Consider the following 25,340-nt stretch of genomic DNA (forward strand, 5'->3'; position numbering starts at 1 on the left):
ATCCGCCGCCGACGCGCCCAAATCGGCCTCGGACGAACCGGCGGTCGTGGGTTTTCCGGAAAGGTGGCACGTCGGTTCTTGGTGCCGTTGCGCATGCTGGTCAGAGCGCTCCGGCTTTGGACGTTCGGCTCCCCATCCAGGTGGCGGGGGCGGAGGTGAACCGGACGTCGGTGCCCTCCCCGGTCACCGTGACCGTGACCCGCTCCCCCACCGGTACCTGCTCCACCCTGGTGGGCAGCTGGTAGCTCCAGCCGCGCACCTCCACGTCGTCGACCGCGGCAAACCTGAGGTGGAACCGGATCCAGTCGTGCTCGGGCGGCGCCTCCCACGTCCGACGGGCGGCTTCGTCCAGCGGTCCTTCGAAGGACGCGGTGATCGCCTGGTCGCGCTCGTCCCAGTGCAGGGCGTAGAGCTCGAACGCCGACAGGTCAGATGTGCTCATGATAGGTGTCGATCTCCGGTCCGGGGACGGCCGTGTACAGCCGCTGGTCCAGTTTGCTCGTGAACTCGTGCGGCCCGTCGTCCACCGCGTCCGGCGGCGAGTCGTGGGCGCTGATCCTGCCGAAGCGGAACTGCTCCGCGCACGTCAACGTCAGGCGCAGCGACTCGCCGGTCACCGACACGGCCAGCCTCGCCCTCGGCCGTTGCGCGAACTCGACCGACACGGTGGCCGGGAGCACCGCGCCACCGGACAGCCGGACGTCGTCGACCGCCAGGAATCCCAGGTGCGCCTGCACCCGGCTGTAGCCGGGCACGTCCGAGGCGACCGGCAGGTCGACGCGCAGCGTGCAGCCGGGACCGCGGCGCTCGAACCGGATCGACCGCAGCACCGAGCCGGTGAAGTCCGGTCCCTGCGGGTAGAACCGGGCCAGCAGCTTGGCGTCATTGGGCAGAAGTCGGTCTGCGCCGGTGATGAGTGCTGCCGACAGGTCAGATGGCGACGGTTCCTGAGGTATTGGCATGACGAACTCCCGATGCGAGTGTGAGCAGCGTCCAGGCGGACAGGTCCTTGCCCGCCAACCGCGCCCAGAGGCGGGCGAACTCCGGTTCGGTCTCGGGCCACGTCCGCCCGGTCGGTAGGCGGTCCGCCCAGGTGCGCACCGCCAGATCGGCGTACGGGTACAGCGAGTAGTCGTTGGTGAGATCGGCGACGGTCGCGCCCGCAGTCCACGGGCCGATGTGGGGCACGCTCTGCACCTCGTCCCGCAGGACGGCCGGGTCGAGTTCGGCCCACTTCGCACCGAAGTCCAGCACCGCCTCGGCTGCGGCTTTCAGCGGACGGCGCTTGAAGGCCATCCCGAGGGCGGTGAACTCATCGTCCGAAAGTCCGAGGACGGCTTCCGGTGTCGGGAACAGCCACGCCGGCCCGTGGGGCGTGAGGACTTCCTCGCCGTGCGCCTCGCAGAACGCCCGGTAGAGCTTGCGTGCCTGACCCGCTCGGATCACCTGCCGGACGATCGAGGTCGCCAGGGCATCCCACAGGTCCGGGTTGCGCCAACGTCCCACCGTGCCGGCAGCGCGCAGCACGTCCACCACATCATCGGTGCCGGTCAGCCCGTCCGGGTCGACGACATCGAGCACGGGAGCGTCCTTTTCACCCCGCGCCGGGTGTGCCTCCGTCCGGTTGCCACCGGTCTCCGTGGGTGTACAGGTCAACACCCAGGTGGAGCTTCCGGAACGGACGGCGCGATAGGCGGTTTCGCCTGCCGACAGCCAGGAGGGATGGTCGGTCATCACCGAGGACACGATCACAGCGAGCTCCCTGGGGCGGGTTGACAGCCGCTCATGATGCCGAGACCGCTCCGTCGTCCCGGGAGATGGGTCGGCGTGGCGGATTCACGAACGAGTTGTCGGAGAGATCCGCCACGACCGTGCCTTGAAGAAGGTGCTCGACAGCTCCACCGCGAGCGCCGCACAGAAAACCGCCGCCCAGGCGGACCTGACCAGGGCCAGTAAGATGCTGGACCTGTCCGAGCAGTTCGTGCCGAGGGGATGACGTGCGCACAGACCTCGATGAACTCGTCAACCGGGCGAAAGAAGGCAGGGTCGACAAGCGGGAGGTCGCCGAACTCGCGCGTGAGCTGGCGTCCACCGAGGACGAGTCCCGGGCGTACCGCCTCCTGTACGTCATCGGCCGTTCGTCGGCGACGGAGCACGAGGAGCTCGTGTCGGGCTTCCTGCGGGGCGACGACGCGGAGCTCGCCAAGCTCGCCCTGCAGATCCTCTGCACGCACTGGGGCCTGACCGAGTCCTACCTGGACTCCGTGCGGACGTTCCTCGACGGCGTCCCCTGGGACCCTTCGGGCGACACCCGCCTGATCGCGACCTCCGCCGCGGGCGAGCACCTGCGCGACCACACCGACACCGGACTCCTCGCGCGGCTGATCGAGCTCGCGCAACCGGATGACGACGACCCGGTGCAGCGGCGGGTCGCCCTGGAAGCACTCGCCCGTGCCCTGGGCGACCCCGAGGCGGAGACCCTGCGCGCGGGCGACGACAACCGGGAGGACTGGGCAACCCGAGTACTCACCCGCGCCGAGGACCGACTCGCCACCGAATAGCACCACGCGGTCTTTCGGCCCACCTCACCGAGGCCGAGCCGAAGGACCGACTCCCCACCAAGCCCGCCCTCGATGCCGCTTCGGCCCTGGCACCTCGCGTTCGCCATCGTCGGCATCGACGGGTGGGACCGAGCCTGTCTTCCGAGTACCCCGACCCTCGCGGAACGGGCTGATCGGACAGCCGCCGCTTCACCGCGCCGCAGGTGGAGGCATGTCGAGCCTGGCTCGTAGCACCACCGCACGGTGGTATTCGTCAGCGGTGTGAGGTTCGCGCGCACGGGTGGCTGCGCGGACGATGCCGATGTGCGCTTCGGCCTGGTCGTCGAGATCCATGAGGTCCTCGGCGAGGCGGGTCCCCGCTCACGACCAGGCCGAAGTGTTCGGCAGCGCGGTCGAGGTTGCCGCGCATCCACTGCCGGAACCGCGCGTCGGCTTCGCTGGTGTCGACCGGCACCTCGCCCTCCTTCACTGTTCGGTGACGTACCGCAGGTAGGCGGCCGGGTTGTTCATGTACCGGCGCCAGTGGTCGACCAGTGCGAGGTCTTCCCACTTCGTCCGCCGGAACCCGTGGTCGCCCACTTCGATGATGTCGGCGCCCGGCGTGGCGGCCAGGACCGGCGAGTGCGTCGCGCAGATCACCTGCGCCCCCGATTCACCGAGGTCGTACAGGAGGTTGACCAGCCGCAGGCAGGACGTGAACGACAGCGCCGCCTCGGGCTCGTCCATGAGGTAGAAGCCGGGTTCACGGAACATGTTCGCCAGCACGGTGAGGAAGCCCTCGCCGTGGCTCATCTCGCTGGTGTCCTCCTCCCAGTAGCCGCGCATCCCGCTGATGGCTTCCATGAACCCGAACGCCGTCTCGGCCCGCAGGAAGTACCCCCGGCGCTTGGTCCGCGGCCCGCTCTTCTGCCGGGCGCCCGCGGCCGTGGTCTCCCAGCGGAGCAGGTCACCCAGCACCGTTTTCGGCCGGTCGTTGACGTACTTGCGACCCGCTCGCCCGCCGCGCGCGTCCAGTCCCCACGCCTCGGCGAACGCCTCGACCAGGGTCGACTTCCCCGAACCGTTCTCCCCGACCAGGAAGGTGATCGGCCGCTCGAAGAGCATGCCTTCCTCGGCCATCTGCGCCACGCACGGCACGGTGAGCGGCCACGGTCGTGAATCCGGAAGACCGGAGGGCAGTAGGTCGTCGGGGATGTACGCGCGGCGGGCAAGCATGGGCTGTCCTTGATCAGTACTCGGTCGGGACGCATGCCCCCTTGGGCGTGCAGTTGCCCGCAGGGTTGCACGCCGGGCCACAACTCGGCCCCGCACTGCGGGTTGCACATGTTCGGCACACACGGCGACACCGGTCGTTGCACGAACCGCTCGGCCAACGCCGCGCCCGTTGACGGCCGTTCGGGACCATCGCAGGGTCGGTACACCGGAGCCGGGCATCGGCTGCCGCTACGGCCGTCGAAAAGTCGCTGGGCAGAACCACCCGGTCGGGTCACCAAGACCTGGAGCACAACGCTGACAACATTTCGTGCGGAGCGACCGCCTGCTCCAGATTTGCTCCAGATCGGCAGGCTCAGTCCACAGTGGACCCAAAAGCAAGATCGCCCGCCACCTGCATTACCGCAGGTCAGCGGGCGATTCTCATACGATATTCGATTGTGGAGCTGAGGGGACTCGAACCCCTGACCCTCACACTGCCAGTGTGATGCGCTACCAGCTGCGCCACAGCCCCTTGCCTGCACGTTTCCCGGCGGTTGGGGCCGCCGTTCTCGTGTGGCAATACCGTACAACACGGCACCGCCCGGGACGAAATCGGGGGGTGCCGTAGGGCATCCGGGCTGTTCGGCGGGGGTGCGACGGGCCTACTTGAGCAGGTTGGTCAGCCAGTCCTGGTCGTCCCACTCGACGACCTCGCCGTCCTTCATCACCGTAGGCGTGCCCTTGAACTTGCCGGTCGCCCGCACGGCGTCCAGCTCAGCCTGGGCGTCCTTCTCGTGCGCACCGCTGTCGACGCACTGCTTGAACGCGTCACCGGTGATCCCGAGGTCCGTGCCGAGCTTCACCAGCTCCTCCTTGGTGTACCCCGGCCCACCTTCCTCGGGCTGCCGGAGGAACAGCGTCTCGTGGTACTCCCAGAACTTGCCCTCGTCGGCGGCGCACAGGGCGGCGTTGGCCGAATCACGGGAGTAGCCCTCGGGATCGGAGAGCCGGTTCAGGAACGGCAGGGCGTGGTAGCGGACTTTCAGGTCACCGGCTTCGATCTCCTGCTTGATCTGGTCGCCGTAGGCCTTCTTGAACGCACCGCAGGCAGGACAGAGGAAGTCCTCGTACAGGTCGATGGTGACCTTCGCGCCGTCCTTGCCGACCACGACCGCACCGCCCTCGCGGACGATCGGCGCGGACACGCCGGCGACCTCGGGCACGTTGGCCAGCGAATCGTCGGTATCCGACTTGGACGACAGGACGACCCCGCCGATCACGGCGGCGGCCAGCACGACGACGACCACGATGCCGATGATGATCTTGGTCCGGTCACCGGACGCACCGCGCGCCGCGACCACCGCCTTGGTCGCACGCTGCTGCTGCTTCTTCTTCCGAGCGTTCCGCTCCGCGCCACCCACCGCACTGCCCTCCCGGTCCAAACCCGGCCCGCAGGCTACCGAGAGATGCTGAGCAGAAGCTGAGCGCTCACGCGTCCGGCTGACGCGGACGTCCCGCCACGCGCTCGCCCACCGGCACCTCAGGCCCCTCGTCCAGGCACCCGGACTCCCCGGCGACGTCGGACGCGACGTGCGTCTCCTCCGCTCGCGGCAGCGTCTCGGGCGAGAACAGCCAGAACACCAGCGCCACCGCGGCCATCGCACCCGTCAGGGTGAACGCCGCCTGGTACGAGAACTGGTCCACCAGCACGCCCGCGAGCAGCGGCCCGACGATGGCGCCGCAGTCGGCGACCATCTGGAACGCCGCCAGCACCGGCCCGCCCTTGGCCTTCGTCCCGATCACGTCGGCCACGACGGCGTTCTGCGGCGGGTTGAGCAGCCCGGCACCGATACCCGCGACCAGGGAGGCCACCATGAACATCGGCACGCCGACGCTGAACCCGAGCCACACCGTGCCGACCGCGGACACGGCGAGCCCGGCGATGGCGACGGGCTTGCGGCCGATGCTGTCGGACAGCTTGCCGGAGATCATCAGCACGGCCGCGTTGCCCGCCGCGAACACCGACAGCGAGATGCCGGCGATGGCGGGCGTGCTGTGCAGCGCCTCCACCACGAACAGCGGCACCAGCGAGATCCGGATGCCGAACACCGCCCAGCCGTTGGCGAACGCGGAGGCCAGCGTCGCCCGGTACGCCGACAGCCGCACGGCCGCGCGCACCGACATCGCCTCCTGCTCGACCGACTTGTCCAGCGCGGCGGCGAGCGTGGACCGGCGCAGGAACCACCAGACGACGAGCGCGGCCACCACGAGCGCCACCGCGTACGTGACGAACGGCACCTGGATGGAGATCTCCACGAGCGCCGCGCCGACGATCGGGCCGCCGATGTTGCCGAGCAGGAACCCCGTCGCCCACAGCCCCGACGCCCGGCCGCGCATCGGGGCGGGCGTGATGCGGATCAGCAGGCCGACCGCGGCGACGGTGAACATGGTCGACCCGATGCCCGCGAACGACCGGAACACGATGAGCTGCCAGTACGCGGTCGCGAAGCCGCACGCGCCGGTGCCGACCGCGACGATGAGGATGCCGACGATGTAGACCCACGTCTCGCCGAACCGGTTGACCAGCCGGCCGCTCATCGGCGCGAACAGCAGCCTGACCAGCGCGAACGAGCTGACCACGGCGGACACGGCGAACGTGCCGACGTCGAAGCTCTTGGCGTAGGCGGGCAGGACGGGCGCCACGATGCCGAAGCCGAGGGCGATGATGAAGCTCGCCACGACGAGCACCCACACCTCGCCGGGTAGCCGGGGCTTCGCCTTCAGGTCGGACCCGGTCCCCAGCACTGTGCGCCCCTTCCGATCTCCGTTAGCTGTGCTAAGGATATGCGGTGCGGCAACTAATTACTCAATCCAGCAGCTCGTCAACTCTGCGTGCATAGGCCGTTACGGGATAACCGACGTCGAAGCCGCACGCTTCCACGAACCGCTCCCCCGCACCGCCCTCGGCCACGTGCGCGGCCACCAGCAACGCCCCCGCCTCTCGCAGCTCGGCCACCGCGCCCGACACCAGCGCCCGCCCGAGCCCTCGACGCCGACGCGCGGGCCGCACCACCGCGTGCTCGACCAACCCGACCCGCCGCTCGCCGAACCCGGACGCGAACCCGCCGATCCGGTCACCGTCGTCCACCACGACGAACACGCACCGCGGGTCGTCCAGCCGCTGCCCGAGGTGGCGCAGCAGCCGCGGCCCGTCCACGCCCAGGTCGTCGGCCAGCAGCTCGGTGATGCCTGCCAGGTCACCGTCCGCCGCGGGCCGCACGAGCGGCGACCGCCGCACCTCACCCCGGTGTACGACGGCCAACGACTCCTCCACCGCGTGCCACCCGGTGTCGTCGGCGATGCCCTCGATCTCGGCCACCGTGGTCGGTGACGCGTACAGCACCGCCTCGGCACGCCCCACGTCGGCGAACGTCTGCTCCAGCCGCATCAGCGTGCCCGCGACCTCGGCCGACGACCCGTACACGCCGCACGCGTGGTTGCCTCCGGGCAGCGGGTTGTCCCGGTTCACCACGACCTGCGCCACGCCGACGCGGCCGACCTTGCCGTACCGGACGGCACCGGCGGCCAACCGGGCGGCTTCCACCAGTCCGGCCAGGTCACGGGCCCGGTACGGGTCGAGCAGTTCCGGGTCGTCGGGGTCGCGCAGCGGGTCAACCACGACGTCAGCCTCGCACGTCGCGGTCCTTCCACTTCGTGGTGCCGTGCAGCGCCTGCCACGCCGCCTCCAGCGACATCGCGCCGAACGTGACGTAGGCCAACGGCCCCAGCACGGCCGCAGACTGCGGCTGCCGCGTCCGCTTCAGGTAGATCCACTCGGCGGCCGACTGCGCCAGCCACGCCAGCATCCCGAGCTTGGACCCGCGCAACGCCGTCACCACCGGCACGACCCCGTACGCGATGTGCGCGAGCCCGGTCGACCCGAGCGACAGGAACGCGCTGGCCGGGCCCTTCGCGTACATCGACGTGCCGGCCACCATGCTCTTGCGCATCGACGCCCACGTGTCGCCGAACGTGTCCAGGCCCGTCGTGGTCAGCGAGTCGGAGCCGTCCACGTACCGCGTCCGGCCGCCGGTGTCGCGGACCAGGGTGGCGAAGCCGACGTCGTCCGCCCGCGACCCGGCGATCGCGGCCCAGCCGCCCGCCCGCTCGTACATCGCCCGGCGGACCAGGATGCAGTGCCCGACGGCCAGCGCCATGCCGCGCCGCCCGTCCACGGTCGTGGTCTCGAACAGCAGTTGGTTCACCGGCGGCAGCAGCAGCCACCACCCGGCGCTCGGCCTGGTCGCGCGCCCGGCCGTGGACACCAGGTCGAGGTCGTCCCGCCGGGCGCCCGCGAGCAGCCTGCCGACCAGGTCGGGCGCGGCCTCGGTGTCGGCGTCCACGAACAGCAGCCAGTCGGTGTCGGCGTCGGCGGTGCCCACGTGCAGCGCGTGCACCTTGCCCGCCCAGCCGGACGGCGGCCCCGAACTGCTCACCAGCCGCACCCGCGGGTCCTCCGCCGCGTGCCGCCGCACGATCTCGGCGGTGCGGTCGGTCGACGCGTCGTCCACGACCACGATCCGCAGGTCCGCGTAGTCCTGTTCACGCAGGCCGGTGAGGCAGCGGTCGATGTTGCGCTCCTCGTCGCGCGCGGGCACGACCACCGTCACCGGACCGGCGTCGACCGGTGCCGCGGGCAGCCGCTTGACCTCCTGCCACACCTTGATCGTCACGGCCGCGCGGGCCAGGGCCACCGCCGCGCCGAGGACACCCCATTTCCCCATGGGTCCACAGTGGCACAACACTGACCCCGTGGAGCTGCCGAACCTGCCGATCCGCCCGCTGCTCGGCGAGATCGCGGCCACGCTGACCGCGCACGGGTCGGCGGTGCTGGTCGCGCCGCCCGGCACGGGCAAGACGACGTTGGTGCCGTTGGCGCTGGACGGCCGCGTGGTGGTCGCCGAACCACGCCGGCTGGCCGCCCGTGCCGCCGCCGCGCGGATGGCGAGCCTGCTCGGCGAACCGGTGGGGCAGACCGTGGGCTACTCGGTGCGCGGCGACCGCAAGACGTCGAGGAACACCCGGATCGAGGTCGTCACCTCGGGTCTGCTGGTGCGGCGGCTGCAGCACGACCCGGAGCTCGCGGGCGTCGGCACGGTGCTGCTGGACGAGTGCCACGAACGGCACCTGGACGCGGACCTGCTGCTGGCGCTGCTGCTCGACGCACGGGCCGGGCTGCGGCCGGACCTGAAGCTGCTGGCCACGTCCGCAACCGTGGCCGCCGACCGGTTGGCGCAGCTCCTGGGTGACGCGCCGGTGATCCGGGTGGAGGCGCGGACGTTCCCGGTCGAGACCACCCACACCCCGCCGGCGCGCAACGAACGGGTCGAGGCCACCGTCGCCCGCGCCGTCCGGCAGGCGTTGTCCGAAGTGGACGGTGACGTGCTCGCGTTCCTGCCCGGCGTGGCCGAGATCCGCCGGTGCGCGGCGCTGATCGGTGACGACGTCGACGTGCTGCCGCTGCACGGCCGCCTCGCCACCACCGCGCAGGACGACGCCCTGCGCCCCGGTCGCCGGCGACGGGTCGTGCTGGCCACCGCCATCGCCGAGTCGAGCCTGACCGTGCCGGGCGTGCGGGCGGTGGTGGACTCCGGGTTGTCCCGCGTGCCCAGGGTCGACCACCGGCGCGGGCTGTCGGGCCTGGCCACGGTCCGGGTCAGCGCGGCGGTGGCCGACCAGCGCGCGGGCCGGGCGGGACGTGAGGCGCCGGGCCGGGTCTACCGGTGCTGGCCCGCGCACGAGCACAGCACGTTGCCGCGCTACCCGGAGCCGGAGATCCGCACCGCCGACCTGACCCGGTTGGCCCTGGAGCTGGCCTGCTGGGGCGTGCCGGACGGCGAAGGGCTCGGCTGGTGGGACGCACCGCCGCGGGGTGCGCTGGACGCGGGCCGGTCGGTGCTGCGGGCACTCGGTGCGTTGGACTCAAACGGCGCCACGGAGCGGGGCCGCCGGATGGCCGACCTGGGCCTGCACCCCCGGCTGGCGCGGGCCTTGCTGGACGGTGCGGCGGCTGTGGGCGCGCGCAAGGCCGCCGAGGTGGTGGCGCTGCTGGACGACGACCGGGCGAGCTCCGGGGTCGAGCTGACGACGCGTGACGCCGACCCGCGCGAGGTCCGCCGCCTGGCCGCGATGGTCGAGGGCACCGGCCACGGCGACCAGGCGCTGGTGGTCGCGCTCGCCTACCCGGAACGGTTGGCGCGCAGGCGTTCACCCGGTTCGCCGGTGTACCTGATGGCGGGCGGCACGGCGGTGGAGCTGCCGCCGGGCAGCGGGTTGGCCGACTCCGAGTGGCTCGCCGTGGCCGTCGCCGACCGTGAGGCGGGCCGTGCCCACGGCCGCATCCGGTTGGCCGCGCGGGCGGACGAAGAACTCGCCGTGTCCGCCGCGTCGCCCCTGCTGTCGTTCGAGGACGACGTGCGGTGGGACGGTGACGTGGTGGCCAACCGGCTGCGCAAGCTGGGCGCGATCACGTTGTCCAGCAAGCCGTTGCACGACCGGGAAGCGATCCGGCGTGCGCTGCTCGAAGGCCTGCGCACCGAAGGCGTCGGCCTGCTGCGGTGGGACGCGGACGGCTTGCGCACGCGGGAGCGGATGGCGTTCCTGCACCGCGTGATCGGCGACCCGTGGCCCTCGGTGGACGACGACGCGCTGCTCGCCGTGGTCGACGTGGGCGAGGCGCGGCGCAAGGCGGACCTGGCCCGCATCAGCGGCGAGCACGTCGTGCGGCAACTCCTGCCGTGGCCGGCCGCCGCACGGTTCGACGAACTCGCACCGGACCGCTTGGAGGTGCCCTCGGGTTCACGCGTCCGGGTGGACTACTCGGGACCCGAACCGGTCCTGCCGGTGAAGGTCCAGGAGGTCTTCGGCTGGACCGACACGCCCCGCCTGGCAGACGGCCGGGTGCCCGTCGTCCTGCACCTGCTCTCGCCCGCCGGCCGCCCGACCGCCGTCACCGGCGACCTGGCGTCGTTCTGGCGCACGGGCTATCCCCGGGTCCGCTCCGAACTCCGCGGCCGCTACCCCAAGCACCGCTGGCCGGAGGACCCCATGACCGCTCGCCCCACCCGTCGCTGACTACTTGACGCCGAGCGTCAAGTACTTGACGATAGCCGTCAAGGAGGTGACGCGAGTGCTCGCCCAACAGATCGCCACGATCATCCGCACCCGGTTGCTCGACCCGTTGGAGATCCTCTTCGACGACGTCGGCGACCTGCCGTCCCGCGCAGACGAGGTGGCGCAACGACTGGCCGCCGCCATGCAGGGCGACGACGACGCCGCGGCCGTGCACGCCATCGCACGGGTCATCGGCGCGCTCTACCCCGGTGACACGCCGTTCGACCCGCCCGCCGACTGGTGGCGGACGCCGCTCGGCCAGGTCGTCGCACGTCGGATGGGCCACCCGGCCGCGCGGTCGGTCTCGTACTCGGTGGCGGGCGCGATGCTCGGCGTCACCAAGCAGGGCGTCCACGACCTGGTGCGACGCGGGAAGTTGGCGCGGGACTCGGACGGCGGCGGCGTGACCGTCGCCTCGGTGAGAGCGAGGTTGGGCGCATGAAGGTGCTGGCACTGCACGGCGCGGGCGGTTCACCGGCCGACTGGGACCCGGTCATCACGGCGTTGAACGGCAACCACGACCTCGTCCCACTGCCCCTGGAAGGCCCGTGGGACTGGGACTCCATCCTGGACCGGATCGAACCACACGCCACCGACAACCCGGCCGTGCTCGGCATGTCGTTGGGCGGCATGGTCGCCGCCCTGTGGGGTCGCCGACACCCCGAGTGCCCAGCCGTGATCAACATCGACGGCCACGGCGTACCAACCCAACCGCAGCGCTACCTGAACCCGACCGCCGTCACAGGAAAAATCGCAACGCTGCGCGAACAGTTCCGCGCCTACGGCCAACCCGACCTCCAACAGGCCCTGGAAGACCTGGACTGCTTCCCCGTCTTCCGCGCCCTCAGCTGCCCCATGCTGCTGGCCGTGGCCACCAAACCACTACCGGGCCACCCCCTGTTCGAGGAGTACCAACAGGGCCTGGCCCGCGACCTGGCAACGCTGCCACCGAACATCGACGTGGTCCACATGGACACCACCCACGCCGCAACCCGCGAAGACCCACAACTGGTCGCCGACCTGATCACCAACTACCTGGCCACCCGCTGACCCACGCCTACCGCACGACGCAACCACCTACGCCTGGGGGTCCGGGGGCAAACCACCCACCGCAACCACCTACGGCTGGGGGTCCGGGGGCGAAGCCCGCCGGGCGGGGTCTGGGGGTCGCACCCCCGGAAAACACGAGGAGCGAGGTGGTCGACGCTCTCCGTCGACACACCTCGCCCGAGTGGAGGTGCCGGGAATCGAACCCGGGTCCTCTGCCGCATCATCAAGGCTTCTCCGTGCGCAGTCCGCTACATCTCTACTCGGCCCCGGTGATCACGCGGACAAGTCACCGTGATGAGCCCAGCCACTGTGGGTGTCCCGACCGTCCCCCGTGGCCGGGGACGGCGGTGAGCCTCCTAGCTGATGCCGGCGACCGGAGCGGAGGCACCTCCGGGCCGACAGCGTCGCTCCTAGCCTCAGGCGGCGAGGGCGAACGCGCGCTGGTCGTTAGACTCGGCGCTTATTGGTTTGCGATGACGCTTGCGGTGGTCTCTCGCCTGCACCGGCACGCTTCCCTTGAATCAACGCACAAAGTCGAAACCGTTCACCCCCGTGTCTTGGGTCTTGCTCCGCACAGCATAACCTGCCGTCCACCCCGGTTCATTCCCATTACGTTGGTAGGGCTGTCCCCACCCCTCGCTGACCGGCGGACCTGATGGTTCGAGCCACTCGTTCGAGCGATGCTGGTCGGGTACATCGGGCGTGAAGGTGGGGAACATGGCGACGCGGGTCAACCCGAACATCGGCCGGATCAGCGGGTACTTCCTGTTGAACCTGGTCACAGGCATCTTCTGGTTCGTCCTGCTGGTCACCCTGGGCGCGGTGAGCATCGGCACCGCCGTCATCTGGGTGGGCATCCCGCTGGGCGTGCTGACGATGGTCCTGGCCCGAGGCGCGGCGACGGCGGAACGGGCCTGGCTGCGGGCCGCCCTGGGGGTCGACATCCCGCAGCCGTACCGACCGCTGCCGGCCACCGTGACCGGTCGGGCGAAGGCCATGGCCAAGGACCCGGCCACGTGGCGCGACTTCGCCTACTGGCTGATCATGCTGCCGCTGGGCGCCCTGGAGTTCTCACTGACCGTAGCGCTGTGGTCGGCCGTGCTCGGCACCGTGTTCCTGCCGTTCTACCTGCACTGGCTGCCCGCCACGTGGGAGGTGACGTTCCCCGGCGGCACGGTCTGGCTGATCGACTCGTTCATCAACGCGCTCCCGGTGAGCGTCCTGGGCCTGCTGCTCGGCGTCGTGGCGTACCGGCTGCTCAAGGCACTCGGCCAGGGTCACGCGGTGCTGGCCCAGTCCCTGCTCGGCCCGTCGCGCTACGGCGTGCTGGAGGCCAAGGCGGAGCAGCTGTCCGCCAGCCGGGCCCGCGGCGTGGAGGCGGCCGAGGCGGAGCGCAGGCGCATCGAGCGCGACCTGCACGACGGCGCGCAGCAACGCCTGGTCGCCGTGGCCATGGGCCTGGGCCGGGCGCGCGGCAAGATGGAGTCCGACCCGGACGCGGCCCGCGAGCTGATCGCCGAGGCGCACGCCGACGCCAAGCTCGCCATCTCCGAGCTGCGCGACCTGGCCCGCGGCATCTACCCGTCCGTGCTGGGCGACCGGGGCCTCGACGCGGCCCTCTCCTCCCTCGCCGCGCGGTCGCCGATCCCGGTCGAGGTCGAGGTGGACGTCGAACCGCGCCCGCCGACAGCCGTGGAGAGCACCGCGTACTTCACCGTCGCCGAGACGCTGACCAACATCGCCAAGCACTCCGGCGCCACCCAGGCCCGCGTGAAGGTGTCCCGCACCGAGAACTCCGTGGTGGTGGAGGTCACCGACAACGGGCGCGGCGGCGCCGAGGTGCGCCCGGGTGGTGGCCTCGCGGGCCTGGCGGACCGTGCTGCGACGATTGACGGCGTGGTCGTCGTGGTGAGCCCGATCGGCGGGCCGACCGTGATCCGGACGGAGCTGCCGTGCGCGTGGTGATCGCGGAGGACTCGGTCCTCCTGCGGGTGGGCGTGCAACGCCTGCTGGCCGACGAGGGGATCGAGACGGTCGCGGCGGTGGACGACGGTGGCGCGCTGCTCGCCGCGATCGACGAGCACCGCCCCGACCTGGCCCTGGTGGACGTGCGGATGCCGCCCACGTTCACCGACGAGGGCCTGCGGGCCGCGATCGAGGCGCGCAAGCGCATCCCGAACCTGCCGGTGCTGGTCCTCTCGCAGTACGTGGAGGAGCGCTACGCGGTGGAGCTGCTGGCCGGCGGCGCGAACGGCATCGGCTACCTGCTCAAGGAACGCGTGGCGGACGTGTCGGAGTTCGTGGCCGCGGTGCGCCGGGTCGCCGAGGGCGGCACGAGCATCGACCACGAGGTCATCACGCAGCTGATGGTCCGCGCCAAGCGCAACCCGGTCGACTCGCTCACCCAGCGTGAGCGCGAGGTGCTCGGCCTGATGGCCCAGGGCCTGTCGAACGCCGCCATCGCCGCCTCGCTGGTCGTGTCCGACGGCGCGGTGGAGAAGCACGTGGGCAACATCTTCGCCAAGCTCGGCCTGGAGCCCAGCACCAGCGAGCACCGCCGCGTGCGCGCCGTGCTGGCCTACCTCAACCTGGGCTGACGCCGAGCAGCCTGGCTCCGTTGTCGTGCAGCACGGCCCGCAGGAACGGCTCACCGAGCCGGTCGTCGGCGGCGGCCCAGCCTTCGATCGCGGTCAGCTGCTCGGCGTAGTCGTACGGGATGTTCGGGAAGTCCGAGCCGAGCACCACCCGGTCGGCCACGTCGACCAGCCGTGACGCCCAGTCACGAGGCAGCGCCGCCCGCGCCTCGGTGAACTGCACGCCCACCATGGTCGTGTCCAGGTGCACCCCGTCGTACCGCGCCACGAGGTCCAGCGCGCCGAGGTAGTCGGGCATCCCGGCGTGCGCCAGCACCGCCACCAGCGACGGGTGCCTGCGCAGCACGTCCTCGAACACGTCCAGCCCCGTGTGCGCGCCCGGCACCGGCCCGTGCCCGCAGTGCACGACCACCGGCACCCGTGCCTCGGCCAGCAGGCCCCACGCGCCGTCGAGCGAACGCGGGTCGTAGCCGCCGACCTGCACGTGCGCCTTGAAGCACCGCGCACCGGCCGTCAACGCCCGCGCCACGTACGCCTCGACGCCCGGCTCCGGGTACAGGGTCGCCGTGGGCACGGCGCCGTCCACGCGTGAGCCGAAGTCCAGCGCCCAGTCCGTCAGCCACTCGCCCATGCCCGGCTTGTGCGGGTACACCAGGGGCGCGAACGCGACCACCCCGAACGACCGCAGCACCGCCAGCCGTTCGTCCTCGGGCAGCCGGTACCGGATCGACCAGTCGACGCCGTAGTGCCGGGACGCGGAGTCGAAGAACGCCCACACCTTGTCCAGCACGCGCTGCGGCATGAAGTGCACGTGCACGTCGACCAGGCCGGGGACGACGGCGTTCAGTAGCGCCCCTTCAACGCGCGGCCGTGCGCCTTCTGGATCTCCCGCTCGGCGTCCCGCTTGGCCAGGTCCTGCCGCTTGTCGTACGACTTCTTGCCGCGCGCCAGCGCGAGCTCGACCTTGACGTACCCGTCCTTGAAGTACATCGACAGCGGGATCAGCGACAGACCGCTCTCCTTGGTCTTGCCGATCAGCCGCTCGATCTCGCTCTTGTGCAGCAGCAGCTTCCGCTTGCGGCGCACCTCGTGGTTGGTCCAGGTGCCCGCCACGTACTCGGGGATGTGCAGCGCGTGCAGCCAGATCTCGCCGTCGTCCACCTGGGCGAAGGCGTCCACCAGGGACGCCCGGCCCATGCGCAGGCTCTTCACCTCGGTGCCGACGAGCACGACACCCGCTTCGTAGGTGTCGAGGATGGTGTAGTCGTGCCGAGCCTTGCGGTTCGACGCGATCACCTTCTGACCGCGTTCCTTGACCATGACCGAAACCTTACGTGAGCGCGCCAGCGGTTATCGGAACCTACAGGCGCACGTAGAGCCGGAGCGTGACGTAGCCGGTCAGCGCCGAGATCGCGATCGCCACACCGACCAGGATCGGGGAGAGGAAGAGGATCTCCACCATGCTGACTTCCGGGATGATGTTGGCCGCGAACAGCTCGCCGAGCACCCGGTTGAGCAGGAAGAGCTTCGTCACCACGAGCAGCCCGATCGAGGCGACGGCGCCGATGACACCCGCGACCACCGCCTCGATGAGGAACGGCAGCTGGGTGTACCAGCGGGTGGCGCCGACCAGCCGCATGATGCCGACCTCCGTGCGCCGGGTGAACGCCGACACCTGGATCGTGTTGGAGATCAACATCAACGCCGCGAACGCCTGCAGCAGCGCCAGCGCCAGCGCCGCGTCACGCACGCCGTTGAGGAAGCCGAACAGCCGGTCGAGGTCCTCGCGCTGGTCGTCGACCTTCTTCACGCCCGCCTTGCCGGTGAACGCCTGGACGATCACGTCGGACCGCTGCGCGTCCTCCAGCTTGACCCGGAACATGGCCGGGATCGCCTCGGGGCGGGCCAGCTTCGCCAGCTCCGGCTGCGACTCGAAGACCTTCTTGAACCGCTCGTAGCCCTTGTCGCGGTTCTCGTAGACGACGGTCTCGACCCCGGACGTGGTCTCCAGCTGGCTGCGCAGGCTCGAGCAGGGCTGCTGCGTGCAGTCCTTGTCGTTGACGCTGATGTCGTTGGTGAGCATGACCGCCACCTCGAGCTTGCCGAGGTAGTCGTCCTGCATCTTGCCCACCATGTTGACGACCAGGAGGCCGACACCGAGCAGGAAGAGCGAGATCGCGGTCGTGAGGATCATCGCGATGGTCATCGTGACGTTCCGGCGCAGGCCGGTGACGACCTCGCTGAACACGAAGCTGGTACGCATCGGGGGGAACGTTCCTCAGGGTCGGGGGATGAGGGGGTCCGGCGGCCTCGGGCTCAGCGGCCCACGCCGTAAACACCCCGCGCGTCGTCGCGGATGATCCGGCCGTGGTCCAGCTCGACCACGCGACGGCGCATGGAGTCGACGATGGAGTGGTCGTGGGTGGCCATCAGCACCGTCGTGCCGGTGCGGTTGATCCGCTCCAGCAGCAACATGATGTCCTGGCTGGTGTCGGGGTCCAGGTTTCCCGTCGGCTCGTCGGCGAGCAGCACCAGCGGCCGGTTGACGAACGCGCGGGCGATCGCCACCCGCTGCTGCTCACCACCGGACAGCTCGTGCGGCATCCGGTCCGCCTTGCCGTCGAGGCCGACCAGCTGCAGCACCTCGGGCACCACCTTGACGATGGTGTTGCGCGGCTTGCCGATCACCTCCAACGCGAACGCGACGTTCTCCGCCACGGTCTTGTTGGTCAGCAGCCGGAAGTCCTGGAACACGCAGCCGATGGACTGGCGCAGGCGGGGGACCCTGCGCCGGGACATCTTGGCCACGTCGAAGTTCGACACGTACACGCGGCCCTTGCTGGGCACTTCCTCCCGCAGCAGCAGCCGCAGGAACGTGGACTTCCCGGAACCGGAAGGCCCGATGAGGAACACGAACTCACCCTTGTCCATCTCGACCGAGACGTTGTCGAGCGCGGGACGCGCGGAGCTCTTGTAGACCTTGGACACGTGTTCGAGGCGAATCACGAGGCGCGAGTGTACTCGCGGCCTGGGTAAAGCCCTCGTCTCGCCCGCCGGATGGCGGCTTGACCGATCAGGACTGGTGCTGCTTGCGCCAGCGGATGCCCGCCTCCAGGAAGTCGTCGATCTCGCCGTCGAGCACCGCGGACGGGTTGCCGACCTCGTGCTCGGTGCGCAGGTCCTTGACCATCTGGTACGGGTGCAGCACGTAGGAGCGCATCTGGTTGCCCCAGCTCGAGCCGGTGTCCTTGAGCGCGTCCATCTTGGCCTGCTCCTCCTGCCGCTGGCGTTCCAGCAGCTTGGCCTGCAGCACGGCCATCGCGGTGGCCTTGTTCTGCAGCTGGGAGCGCTCGTTCTGGCAGGAGACCACGATGCCGGTCGGGATGTGCGTCAGGCGCACCGCCGAGTCGGTCGTGTTCACGCCCTGGCCGCCGGGGCCGGACGAGCGGTACACGTCGACCCGCAGGTCCTTCTCGTCGATGTCGACGTGGTCGGTCTGCTCGACCACGGGCACCACCTCGACGCCCGCGAACGACGTCTGCCGGCGGCCCTGGTTGTCGAACGGCGAGATGCGCACGAGGCGGTGCGTGCCCTGCTCGACACTCAGCGTGCCGTAGGCGTACGGGGCCGTGATGCGGAACGTGGCGGACTTGATGCCGGCCTCTTCCGCGTACGAGGTGTCGAACACGTCGACGCCGTAGCCGTGCCGCTCGGCCCACCGCGAGTACATCCGCAGCAGCATCTCGGCGAAGTCGGCCGCGTCCACGCCGCCCGCCTCGGCACGGATGGTGACCAGCGCGTTGCGCTCGTCGTACTCGCCGGACAGCAGCGTGCGGACCTCCAGCGAGGAGATCTCGTCACGCAGCTTCGCGCGCTCGGTGTCCGCCTCGGCGAGGCTGCCCGCGTCACCCTCGTCCTCGGCCAGCTCGTACATGATCGAGAGGTCGTCCAGGCGGTCGCGCAGGCCCGTCACGCGGCGCAGCTCGCCCTGCTTGTGGGACAGCTGGCTGGTGACCTTCTGCGCCTTCTCCTGGTCGTCCCAGAGGTCCGGCCGGGCCGCCGCCTGCTCCAGCTCGGCGACCTGGGCGCGCAGAGCATCGAGGTCCATCACCGCCTCGATGCTCGAAAGCGTGGCGGAGAGGTCCTTGATGTCTGCTTCGACGTCGGGATTCACGTCCCAAGATTACGCCGGCACCGGTCGCGGAGTGCGACCGGTGGGCGCGTTTCAGGCCGTGGGGATGGCGTCGAGCAGCTTGAGCACGGCCTTGGCGTGGGCCAGGCCGAATTCGGCGACCGCCTTGGCGTAGGCGTCCTCCGCGGTCTTGACCGCCGTCTTGGCGGCCTCCTGCTCGGCGCCGTAACTGGCGCGAGCGGAGTCCACGAGCGCTTGCCGCTGTTTTGCGGTCAAGGAGCCCGCGTGCACCAGCCGCAGGATCAGCGGGCTGCGCAGGTGGTCCGGTCCCGGCTCGGAGAGCAGCCAGTTCTTGAACGCCTTCTTGCCCGCCGCGGTCAGCACGTACTGCTGGCTGGAACGCGGGCCCTGCTTGCCGAGGCGCAGCAGGCCCTGGTCCGCCAACGCGGGCAGCTCGCGGTAGACCTGGCTGCGGGTGACGCTGAAGAAGGCGCCGAAGCGCTCTCCCGCCTCAGCCACGAGCTGGCCACCGGTCTTGGGTCCGTCGTGCAGCAGCCCGAGCAGGGCAGCCGCCGTCGCATTCAGGTCCGACACCCCACCAACGGTGCCACGCTCACCGGTCGCTGTCCACAATGGTCAGCCGTTCTGTCCACTGTGGCTGATCACGGGCTAGTGGAGTTGGGCCAAGCGGAGCAACGCAAAGCATCGCTGCGTAACCGCCCGCTGATCAACGCCACGCGTTCGGCCGCTTGACCGCGACTGTCCACGTGAAGTGGAAATCCATTGAGGCACAAGGGAAACCGCACTTCTGCGTTCACTCGAACGGCAGCGCGGCGTCACGCGGCGCGTCCGCCCCGCCCCACCGGCCCCCTCGGCCGATAGCACAACCCGGTGATGTCCACCCTCTCGATGTGGCAAACACGTCGGGTGGTGGGACCATTACGGCGGGTGTTCGTTCGACTGTGCTCGTTCGACTGGGAGGTCAGCTGTGGGCATCAAATGGACGACGGGGACGAAGGTAGTCCGCAACGCCCGCGCCTGGGCGTCCGGCACGATCCCGGAGCAGGCGGGCAAGGACGAGTGCATGGTGTGCGGCAAGCAGATCCGCAGGCATCGCACGGTCAGCGGCGAGGGCCGGGTCTGCTCGCTCACCTGCGCCCAGTACTGGGCCGAGAACATGACCTGAGCACTGAACAGGCGAAAGGCCCCCGGGAAACTTCCCGGGGGCCTTTCACGTAGTAGCGGGGACAGGATTTGAACCTGCGACCTCTGGGTTATGAGCCCAGCGAGCTACCGAGCTGCTCCACCCCGCGCTGTAAGTACAACTATACACACCCCGAAAACCCCTTATTCACCGGGGTCCCCCACCCTCTGTCTCCCCAGCTCACCCAGCCAGTCCCACTGGCCCGAGCCGGCGGCCGGGGTTCGCGCGCAGCGACACCGGGCTGCCGACACCAGGACCTGGACCTCGATGTCGCGCCAGAACCCCCTGGTCCACGGCACCGCAGCCCCGCCAACGCGACCCGACCCAGGACGGGGTCCAGGGGCTTGCCCCCGGTCGGGGGTGCAGGGGGCGAAGCCCGCCTGCCCGGGGTCCGGGGGTCGGACCCCCGGTGTAAATGCGAAAAAGCCTTGTTCACGCTCTCCGTGAACAAGGCTTTCCCACTTTGTAGCGGGGACAGGATTTGAACCTGCGACCTCTGGGTTATGAGCCCAGCGAGCTACCGAGCTGCTCCACCCCGCGCTGCATTTAGAACTCTACGCCGAGGTTACGGGGATATGCAAATCGGGTGGCCCGGAACGTGTCCCAGGCCACCCGATCGCGATATCAGTGCAGGTCAGCCGGTCGGTGTCGGTGACGGCTGAGTGGTGGACGGCGTCTGGGTGGACGCCGTGCCGGCCGTCTCGAACCTCTTCGTCGCGTCGTCCAGCGCCTTGTAGGCGTTGCCGAGTTCGACGAAGTCACCGCTGGACTGGGCCGCCTGGATGCGGTCGATGGCCGCCTGGATGTCCCGCACGGCCTGCTGCAGCTCCGTGCCACCCTGCCCGTTGCCGGGCGGCGTGGGCGTGGTGGACGGCGTGGACGTCGGCGGCTGGCCGTTGTTCTCCGTGGGCGGCACCTGGGTCGACGAGCCGGACAGCACCTGCTCCATCGCCTCGCTCAGCGTCGGCGCGTAACCCACCTTGTCGCCGAAGCTGACCAGCACCTTGTACAGCTGCGGGAACTGGGTGTTCTGGCTGGCCCGCTCGATGTAGATGGGCTCCACGTAGAGCAGGCCGCCGCCCACCGGCAACGTCAGCAGGTTGCCGTAGACGACCTTCGTCTGCCGCTGGGCGAGCAGGTTCAGCTCACCGCTGACCTCGCCGTTGGTCAGGAACGTCGTCTGGATCTGCTGCGGACCCTTGACCTCGTTGTTGAGCGTCAGCACGCTGATCTTGCCGTAGTTGTCCGGGTCGGACCTGACCGTCACGTACGACGCCATGAACTCGCGGTTCAGCCGTACCAGCGCGCTGGTCAGCTGGAAGCTGACCTTGTTCGCGTCACCGGTCGGGTCACCCGCCAGCACGTAGAACGGCGGCTGCCGGTCGCGTTGCTGCGCCACGCCCTGCTGCTGCGCCTCGACCGTGGTGGCGTTGTCGATGGTCGGGTCGGACGGCACGTCCCAGAACGAGACGCCGGAGTAGAAGTCACGCGGGTTGTCCACGTGGTACTCCGCCAGCATCTCGCGCTGCACCTTGAACAGGTCCTCGGGGTAGCGCAGGTGCTCCTTCAGCGAGTCCGACATCTCGCTGTTGGCCTTCACCGTGCCCGGGAAGACACCCATCCACGCCTTCAGCACCGGGTCCTTGGTGTCCATCTCGTACAGCGTCACCGTGCCGTCGTAGGCGTCCACAGTGGCCTTGACCGAGTTGCGGATGTACCCGATCTCCCGGTTCGGCTGCTGCGCGACACCCGGCAGCGAGTCGTTGGTGGCGTCACCCAGCGGCGTGCGGCGCGCGTACGGGTAGTTGTCGAGCGTGGTGTAGCCGTCCACGATCCACGTGATGCGGCCGTCCACCACGGCCGGGTACGGGTCGCCGTCCACGGTCAGCCACGGCGCCACGGCCTCGACGCGGTCGCGCGGGTTGCGGTTGAAGATGATCCGCGAGTCGTCGCCGATGGCCGAGTTGAACAGGATGTTCCGCTCGCCGTAGGCGGCGGCGAAGACCATCTTGTTGAACAGGCCGCCGATGCGGACGCCGCCCTTGCCGGTGTAGGTGTAGGACGAGCCGTCTGTGTCGTACTCACCGGGCGCGCCCTCGCCCCGGCCGCCGACGATGGCGTAGTCGGCGGGGCCGCCCAGCTCACCGAAGTAGGTGCGGGGCTGCTGCACGCCGAACGGGCCGGTCTGGACCTTGCCGTCCTGGCCGACCTGGGCCACCTCGAACACCGGGTAGCCGCCGTTGCCGCCCTCGTCCGCGGGCGAGTTCACCTTGCTGGCCTCGGCGAACACCATGCCGTTGCCGTGGGTGTAGATGAGGTGCTGGTTGATCCAGTCGCGCTGGGCCTGCGGGATGCTCGCCGTCTGCAGCTCGCGCACCGCGACGATGTAGTCCTGGAGCTGGCCGTTGACCTTGTAGCGGTCGACGTCCAGCTTCTCCGGGAACGCGTAGAACGGCCGGAGCTGCTGGAACTGGGTGAACGTCTTGGAGATGACGGCCGGGTCGAGCAGCCGGACGTTGCCGACGGTCGCCTGGTCGTTCTTCAGCTCGTCCAGCGAGACGTTCTGCTTGCCCGCGTACGGCTTGCTCTCCACCTTGTCCTCGGTCAGCCCGTAGGCCTGCCGGGTGGCGTCGATGCTGCGGACGATCGGTTCGGCTTCCTTCTCGATGGCGTTGGGCCTCACCGAGAACTGCTCCAGCACGGCGGGCCACGCGGCGCCGACCAGGATGGAGGACAGCACCAGCAGCACGGTCGCGATCGCCGGCAGCTGCAGGTTGCGCAGCACGGCGCCCGCGAAGAACGCGATGGCGCAGAAGACCGCGATGAACAGCAGGATCAGCTTGGCGGGCAGCACCGCGTTGAGGTCGGTGTAGCTCGCGCCGTTGAACTTGTCGTTGCGGTCGGAGAACAGCAGCATGTACCGGTCGAAGAAGTACGCGACCGCCTTGAGCAGGATGAACACGCCGGCCACGATCGCCAGGTGGGTGCGCGCGGGCCCGGAGAGCTGACCGCCGCGGCCCGCCAGGCGGATGCCGCCGAACAGGTAGTGCGCCACCACGGCGGCGACGAACGCGACCGCCGTGGCGATGAACAGCCACGACAGGACCCAGGTGTAGAACGGCAGCTGGAAGGCGTAGAAGCCGATGTCGTTGCCGAACTCGGGGTCGTTCACGCCGAACGAGGTAGCGTTGAAGAACAGCTGGACGACCTGCCAGTCGCCCTGGGCCGAGGTGCCGGCGATGAGGCCGACGAGCACCGGCAGGCCGATGGCGAACAGCTTCATCCGCCTGCTGACCACGGCCCGGTAGCGGGCCACCGGGTCGTCGGGCCCGGACACCGGCACGAACACCGGCCGGCTCCGGTAGGCGAGGATCAGGTTGATCGCGACGAGACCGCCCACCAGCAGACCCACGGCGAAGAACAACCCGAACCGGGTCGCCAGCACCGTGCCGTAGACGCTGCGGAAGCCGACCTCACCGAACCAGAGCCAGTTGACGTAGGTGCCGAGCAGCCTTGAGCCGGTGATCAGACCGACCAGGACCACCGCACCGACGATGAGCAGAATCCGGCTGCGACGGGACAGCCTGGGCAGTCCGACCGGGGGCCGTGTGGCCACGGGGCACGCTCCTGGATCGCGGTAGTGGCGTTCGTACGTTCTGTCCAACTCTACGGAGGCCGCCGAGGGTTCCCCGTTCGGTCTTGCCTTTACCCAGATGCGACCATGGCGCACGTGTCAGCCAGTGAAACGCCGCCCGTGGTGCTGCCCGCCGTCGCCCGCGAGGTCGAGGAGTTCGTGTCCACCGCCGGGTGGAACCAGCCGACCCAGCTGTTCGCGCTGGTACCGACGGCCGAGCTGTTGGCGCAGCAGCCGGAGCTGGCGGGCCAGCTCGACCCCGACGCCTCGCCGTTGACGCCGATCGCGCAGGACTCGCTGCCCGACGACGAGCTGGACCGGGCGCTGGCGGGCATCGTGTGGCCGGACGTCGTGCACGGGTGCGCGTTGGCGCAGGAAATCGTCGTGCTGCCGCCGGACGCCGAGGCCCAGCTGACCGAGCAGGAGCTGGACGACGAGCAGGCGCGCAGGTTCGCCGCCGAACACCCCCAGCGCCGGGAGGCGAGGCTGGTGGCGGCGGTGCTGCGGGACGGCTCGGCGGCGTGCGTGCTGAGGCTGCGGGGCAACGTGGAGGTGCCCGAGGAGGTCGTGGCGCACCCCGAACTGGCCCCGAACCTCACCCGCGCACTCCTGGAGACACTGCGGCCCTGACCCCGCCCGCCGTCTGCGAGCAGCGGCCTAACAACTGGGCGCGTCGCCGCCCTTGCTCAGCGACCCCAGCGACTGCACGGCGTCGTCCAACGTCTGCACCTTGACCAGCCGCAGGCCCTCCGGGGCGTGCTGCTTGGCCTCGTCGCAGTTGCCCGCGGGCACGAGGAACACGGTGGCGCCGCCTTCGCGGGCGGCCACCATCTTGAACCCGATGCCGCCGATGCGGCCGACCTCGCCCTTGTCGTTGATCTCGCCGGTGCCCGCGACGGACAGGCCGCCGTTCAGCTCGCCCGGCGTGAGCTTGTCGACGATCGACAACGCGAACAGCAGGCCGGCGGACGGGCCGCCCACGTCGGTCAGGCTGATCTTGATGTCGAACGGCACGTCGGCGCGGTCCAGCGGCAGCACGCCCAGGAAGCCGGTCTCGCGGCCCTCGGCCCGCCCGAGGGTGACGGTGGCGGTCTTGCTCTCGGACCCGCGCTTGTAGGTCAGCGTGATCCGGTCACCCGGCTTGGTGCTCTCCAGCGCCGAGCGCACGTCGTCCGCGCTGCCGATCTGCTTGCCGTTGACCTCCAGCAGCTGGTCGTTGGGCTCCAGCACCTCGGCCGCCGCGGTGTCGTTGGTGATCTCGGCGGCGACGACCTTCATGTCGGACTTCAGGTGGCGCAGCGCGGCCACCTCGGCGCTGGTCTGCGAGTCCTGGAACGCCTTCACGTTCTGGTCGCGGACCTGCTGCTCGGACTCACCGGGCCGGAAGAACTCCTCGCGCGGCGCGAGCGCGTACCGGCCGCTCACCCACAGGCCGAGCGCGCCGAACAGCGACACGTCGTCGGTGAGCGACACGGTGGTCATGGTGAGCTTGCCGCTGGTCGGGAACGTGTCCTGACCGTCCACCGACACCACGTCGGTGCCGTTGACCTGGCCCAACGTGTCGTAGGTCGGTCCAGGGCCCAGGGCGACGTACGGCACGCGGGCGAACCCGCCGAGCAGGCCGAGGGCGAGCACGACCGCGAGGCTGACCACGAGGGTCCACGTCCGCCGGGTCAGGCCGCGCCGCGGCGCGTGCGGTGGGGTTGGTGCCTGGTCCACGACGGTGTCGGTGCCTTCGGTCACGCCCGACAGGGTACGACCACACCGTCACGCTGCCGGCGAACCGGTCCCACGCGGC

At 70.1% G+C, this 25,340-nt stretch carries 25 protein-coding genes, 3 tRNA genes and 1 other RNA gene; 8 read left to right on the plus strand and 21 right to left on the minus strand.

Features of this window, described 5'->3' with window-relative positions:
- Window positions 1-100: 100 nt before the first annotated feature.
- Genes B0I31_RS36330 through B0I31_RS36340 form a run of 3 tightly spaced genes read right to left on the minus strand, consistent with a single transcriptional unit; the run spans window position 101 to window position 1,752 of the window.
- A complete protein-coding gene (locus tag B0I31_RS36330) occupies window positions 101-442 on the minus strand; it encodes a hypothetical protein (protein WP_106619918.1) in 342 nt (113 codons plus the stop codon).
- The gene (locus B0I31_RS36335; protein ID WP_146174095.1) at window positions 429-962 is read right to left on the minus strand and encodes a hypothetical protein; all 534 of its coding nucleotides are present in this window, start codon (window positions 960-962) and stop codon (window positions 429-431) included. Before B0I31_RS36335 ends, B0I31_RS36330 begins: the two co-directional genes overlap by 14 nt.
- Window positions 931-1,752, minus strand: coding sequence for a DNA glycosylase family protein (locus B0I31_RS36340; protein ID WP_245950701.1), 822 nt, complete (start codon window positions 1,750-1,752; stop codon window positions 931-933). The genes B0I31_RS36335 and B0I31_RS36340 overlap by 32 nt, the downstream gene beginning before the upstream one ends.
- Window positions 1,753-1,997: 245 nt before the next feature.
- Between B0I31_RS36340 and B0I31_RS36345 the strand changes: the two genes are divergently transcribed.
- Entirely contained in the window at window positions 1,998-2,561 is a 564-nt protein-coding gene (locus tag B0I31_RS36345; RefSeq protein ID WP_106619920.1) for a hypothetical protein, read from the plus strand.
- Window positions 2,562-2,750: 189 nt separating this feature from the next.
- On the opposite strand, the gene B0I31_RS41020 is transcribed toward B0I31_RS36345, so the two are convergent.
- The 7 genes from B0I31_RS41020 to B0I31_RS36385 all read right to left on the minus strand — a co-directional run bounded on the left by B0I31_RS41020 (window position 2,751) and on the right by B0I31_RS36385 (window position 8,539).
- The gene (locus tag B0I31_RS41020) at window positions 2,751-2,894 is read right to left on the minus strand and encodes a hypothetical protein (RefSeq protein ID WP_181320729.1); all 144 of its coding nucleotides are present in this window, start codon (window positions 2,892-2,894) and stop codon (window positions 2,751-2,753) included.
- Between the two features lie 132 nt (window positions 2,895-3,026).
- Window positions 3,027-3,680 (minus strand): AAA family ATPase, encoded by a 654-nt coding sequence (locus B0I31_RS36355; RefSeq protein WP_245950705.1) that lies wholly within the window; start codon window positions 3,678-3,680, stop codon window positions 3,027-3,029.
- A gap of 534 nt (window positions 3,681-4,214) precedes the next feature.
- Window positions 4,215-4,287: transfer RNA gene (locus tag B0I31_RS36365), tRNA-Ala, on the minus strand.
- A 130-nt stretch (window positions 4,288-4,417) separates the two neighbouring features.
- A complete protein-coding gene (locus tag B0I31_RS36370) occupies window positions 4,418-5,176 on the minus strand; it encodes a DsbA family protein (RefSeq protein WP_106619922.1) in 759 nt (252 codons plus the stop codon).
- Window positions 5,177-5,243: 67 nt separating this feature from the next.
- Window positions 5,244-6,560, minus strand: coding sequence for an MFS transporter (locus B0I31_RS36375; RefSeq protein ID WP_106619923.1), 1,317 nt, complete (start codon window positions 6,558-6,560; stop codon window positions 5,244-5,246).
- Between the two features lie 61 nt (window positions 6,561-6,621).
- A complete protein-coding gene (locus tag B0I31_RS36380; protein ID WP_106619924.1) occupies window positions 6,622-7,434 on the minus strand; it encodes a GNAT family N-acetyltransferase in 813 nt (270 codons plus the stop codon).
- Between the two features lie 4 nt (window positions 7,435-7,438).
- Window positions 7,439-8,539 carry a glycosyltransferase gene (locus B0I31_RS36385; protein ID WP_106619925.1) on the minus strand — a complete coding sequence of 367 codons (1,101 nt, stop codon included), beginning with the start codon at window positions 8,537-8,539 and terminating at the stop codon, window positions 7,439-7,441.
- A gap of 28 nt (window positions 8,540-8,567) precedes the next feature.
- On the opposite strand from B0I31_RS36385, the gene hrpB reads away from it, so the two are divergent.
- Genes hrpB through B0I31_RS36400 form a run of 3 tightly spaced genes read left to right on the plus strand, consistent with a single transcriptional unit; the run spans window position 8,568 to window position 11,978 of the window.
- On the plus strand, window positions 8,568-10,889 hold the full coding sequence (hrpB, locus tag B0I31_RS36390; protein WP_106619968.1) for an ATP-dependent helicase HrpB: 2,322 nt from the start codon (window positions 8,568-8,570) through the stop codon (window positions 10,887-10,889).
- 55 nt (window positions 10,890-10,944) lie between these two features.
- A complete protein-coding gene (locus B0I31_RS36395; RefSeq protein ID WP_245950702.1) occupies window positions 10,945-11,370 on the plus strand; it encodes a hypothetical protein in 426 nt (141 codons plus the stop codon).
- Complete coding sequence (locus tag B0I31_RS36400; RefSeq protein ID WP_106619926.1) at window positions 11,367-11,978, plus strand: alpha/beta fold hydrolase; 612 nt, start codon at window positions 11,367-11,369, stop codon at window positions 11,976-11,978. Before B0I31_RS36395 ends, B0I31_RS36400 begins: the two co-directional genes overlap by 4 nt.
- 179 nt (window positions 11,979-12,157) lie before the next feature.
- Here B0I31_RS36400 and ssrA read toward each other — a convergent pair.
- Window positions 12,158-12,530: a transfer-messenger RNA gene (gene ssrA, locus B0I31_RS36405) on the minus strand.
- A 165-nt stretch (window positions 12,531-12,695) separates the two neighbouring features.
- Between ssrA and B0I31_RS36410 the strand changes: the two genes are divergently transcribed.
- Together B0I31_RS36410 and B0I31_RS36415 are read left to right on the plus strand one after the other, a co-directional pair.
- Complete coding sequence (locus B0I31_RS36410) at window positions 12,696-13,943, plus strand: sensor histidine kinase (RefSeq protein ID WP_106619927.1); 1,248 nt, start codon at window positions 12,696-12,698, stop codon at window positions 13,941-13,943.
- The gene (locus B0I31_RS36415) at window positions 13,931-14,575 is read left to right on the plus strand and encodes a response regulator transcription factor (RefSeq protein WP_181320731.1); all 645 of its coding nucleotides are present in this window, start codon (window positions 13,931-13,933) and stop codon (window positions 14,573-14,575) included. Before B0I31_RS36410 ends, B0I31_RS36415 begins: the two co-directional genes overlap by 13 nt.
- Here the strand turns inward: B0I31_RS36415 and B0I31_RS36420 are convergent.
- The 6 genes from B0I31_RS36420 to B0I31_RS36445 form a co-directional block, all read right to left on the minus strand.
- Window positions 14,562-15,419, minus strand: a complete 858-nt coding sequence (locus tag B0I31_RS36420; RefSeq protein ID WP_106619928.1) for an amidohydrolase family protein — start codon at window positions 15,417-15,419, stop codon at window positions 14,562-14,564. The two genes, B0I31_RS36415 and B0I31_RS36420, sit on opposite strands and share 14 nt — an antisense overlap.
- Window positions 15,416-15,892, minus strand: a complete 477-nt coding sequence (smpB, locus tag B0I31_RS36425) for an SsrA-binding protein SmpB (protein WP_106619929.1) — start codon at window positions 15,890-15,892, stop codon at window positions 15,416-15,418. Before smpB ends, B0I31_RS36420 begins: the two co-directional genes overlap by 4 nt.
- Window positions 15,893-15,932: 40 nt before the next feature.
- Window positions 15,933-16,835, minus strand: coding sequence for a permease-like cell division protein FtsX (gene ftsX, locus B0I31_RS36430; RefSeq protein WP_073898033.1), 903 nt, complete (start codon window positions 16,833-16,835; stop codon window positions 15,933-15,935).
- Window positions 16,836-16,888: 53 nt separating this feature from the next.
- On the minus strand, window positions 16,889-17,578 hold the full coding sequence (gene ftsE, locus B0I31_RS36435) for a cell division ATP-binding protein FtsE (protein ID WP_073898032.1): 690 nt from the start codon (window positions 17,576-17,578) through the stop codon (window positions 16,889-16,891).
- A gap of 67 nt (window positions 17,579-17,645) precedes the next feature.
- Window positions 17,646-18,746 carry a peptide chain release factor 2 gene (gene prfB, locus B0I31_RS36440; protein WP_106619930.1) on the minus strand — a complete coding sequence of 367 codons (1,101 nt, stop codon included), beginning with the start codon at window positions 18,744-18,746 and terminating at the stop codon, window positions 17,646-17,648.
- A gap of 51 nt (window positions 18,747-18,797) precedes the next feature.
- Complete coding sequence (locus B0I31_RS36445) at window positions 18,798-19,298, minus strand: PadR family transcriptional regulator (RefSeq protein ID WP_073898030.1); 501 nt, start codon at window positions 19,296-19,298, stop codon at window positions 18,798-18,800.
- Window positions 19,299-19,692: 394 nt separating this feature from the next.
- Between B0I31_RS36445 and B0I31_RS36450 the strand changes: the two genes are divergently transcribed.
- The gene (locus B0I31_RS36450; RefSeq protein ID WP_053717392.1) at window positions 19,693-19,890 is read left to right on the plus strand and encodes a hypothetical protein; all 198 of its coding nucleotides are present in this window, start codon (window positions 19,693-19,695) and stop codon (window positions 19,888-19,890) included.
- 53 nt (window positions 19,891-19,943) lie between these two features.
- On the opposite strand, the gene B0I31_RS36455 is transcribed toward B0I31_RS36450, so the two are convergent.
- The 3 genes from B0I31_RS36455 to B0I31_RS36465 all read right to left on the minus strand — a co-directional run bounded on the left by B0I31_RS36455 (window position 19,944) and on the right by B0I31_RS36465 (window position 23,524).
- Window positions 19,944-20,017 (minus strand) — tRNA-Met (locus B0I31_RS36455).
- A gap of 357 nt (window positions 20,018-20,374) precedes the next feature.
- A tRNA-Met gene (locus B0I31_RS36460) sits at window positions 20,375-20,448 on the minus strand.
- A gap of 94 nt (window positions 20,449-20,542) precedes the next feature.
- Window positions 20,543-23,524, minus strand: a complete 2,982-nt coding sequence (locus B0I31_RS36465; protein WP_106619931.1) for a UPF0182 family protein — start codon at window positions 23,522-23,524, stop codon at window positions 20,543-20,545.
- Window positions 23,525-23,629: 105 nt separating this feature from the next.
- Between B0I31_RS36465 and B0I31_RS36470 the strand changes: the two genes are divergently transcribed.
- Window positions 23,630-24,172, plus strand: a complete 543-nt coding sequence (locus tag B0I31_RS36470; RefSeq protein WP_106619932.1) for a PPA1309 family protein — start codon at window positions 23,630-23,632, stop codon at window positions 24,170-24,172.
- Between the two features lie 27 nt (window positions 24,173-24,199).
- On the opposite strand, the gene B0I31_RS36475 is transcribed toward B0I31_RS36470, so the two are convergent.
- Window positions 24,200-25,285: a YlbL family protein gene (locus tag B0I31_RS36475; RefSeq protein WP_106619933.1), complete on the minus strand. Its 1,086-nt coding sequence runs from the start codon at window positions 25,283-25,285 to the stop codon at window positions 24,200-24,202.
- Between the last annotated feature and the right edge of the window lie 55 nt (window positions 25,286-25,340).

The organism is Saccharothrix carnea, assembly GCF_003014735.1.
Classification (GTDB): domain Bacteria; phylum Actinomycetota; class Actinomycetes; order Mycobacteriales; family Pseudonocardiaceae; genus Actinosynnema; species Actinosynnema carneum.

Excerpts from the sequence above, each read along its gene's own strand:
- B0I31_RS36330 (WP_106619918.1), bottom strand. The coding sequence starts at position 442 with ATGAGCACATCTGACCTGTCGGCGTTCGAGCTCTACGCCCTGCACTGG.
- B0I31_RS36335 (WP_146174095.1), bottom strand. The coding sequence starts at position 962 with ATGCCAATACCTCAGGAACCGTCGCCATCTGACCTGTCGGCAGCACTC.
- B0I31_RS41020 (WP_181320729.1), bottom strand. The coding sequence starts at position 2,894 with ATGGATCTCGACGACCAGGCCGAAGCGCACATCGGCATCGTCCGCGCA.
- B0I31_RS36355 (WP_245950705.1), bottom strand. The coding sequence starts at position 3,680 with ATGGCCGAGGAAGGCATGCTCTTCGAGCGGCCGATCACCTTCCTGGTC.
- B0I31_RS36385 (WP_106619925.1), bottom strand. The coding sequence starts at position 8,539 with ATGGGGAAATGGGGTGTCCTCGGCGCGGCGGTGGCCCTGGCCCGCGCG.
- B0I31_RS36400 (WP_106619926.1), top strand. The coding sequence starts at position 11,367 with ATGAAGGTGCTGGCACTGCACGGCGCGGGCGGTTCACCGGCCGACTGG.
- B0I31_RS36410 (WP_106619927.1), top strand. The coding sequence starts at position 12,696 with ATGGCGACGCGGGTCAACCCGAACATCGGCCGGATCAGCGGGTACTTC.
- smpB (WP_106619929.1), bottom strand. The coding sequence starts at position 15,892 with ATGGTCAAGGAACGCGGTCAGAAGGTGATCGCGTCGAACCGCAAGGCT.
- ftsX (WP_073898033.1), bottom strand. The coding sequence starts at position 16,835 with ATGCGTACCAGCTTCGTGTTCAGCGAGGTCGTCACCGGCCTGCGCCGG.
- B0I31_RS36470 (WP_106619932.1), top strand. The coding sequence starts at position 23,630 with ATGGCGCACGTGTCAGCCAGTGAAACGCCGCCCGTGGTGCTGCCCGCC.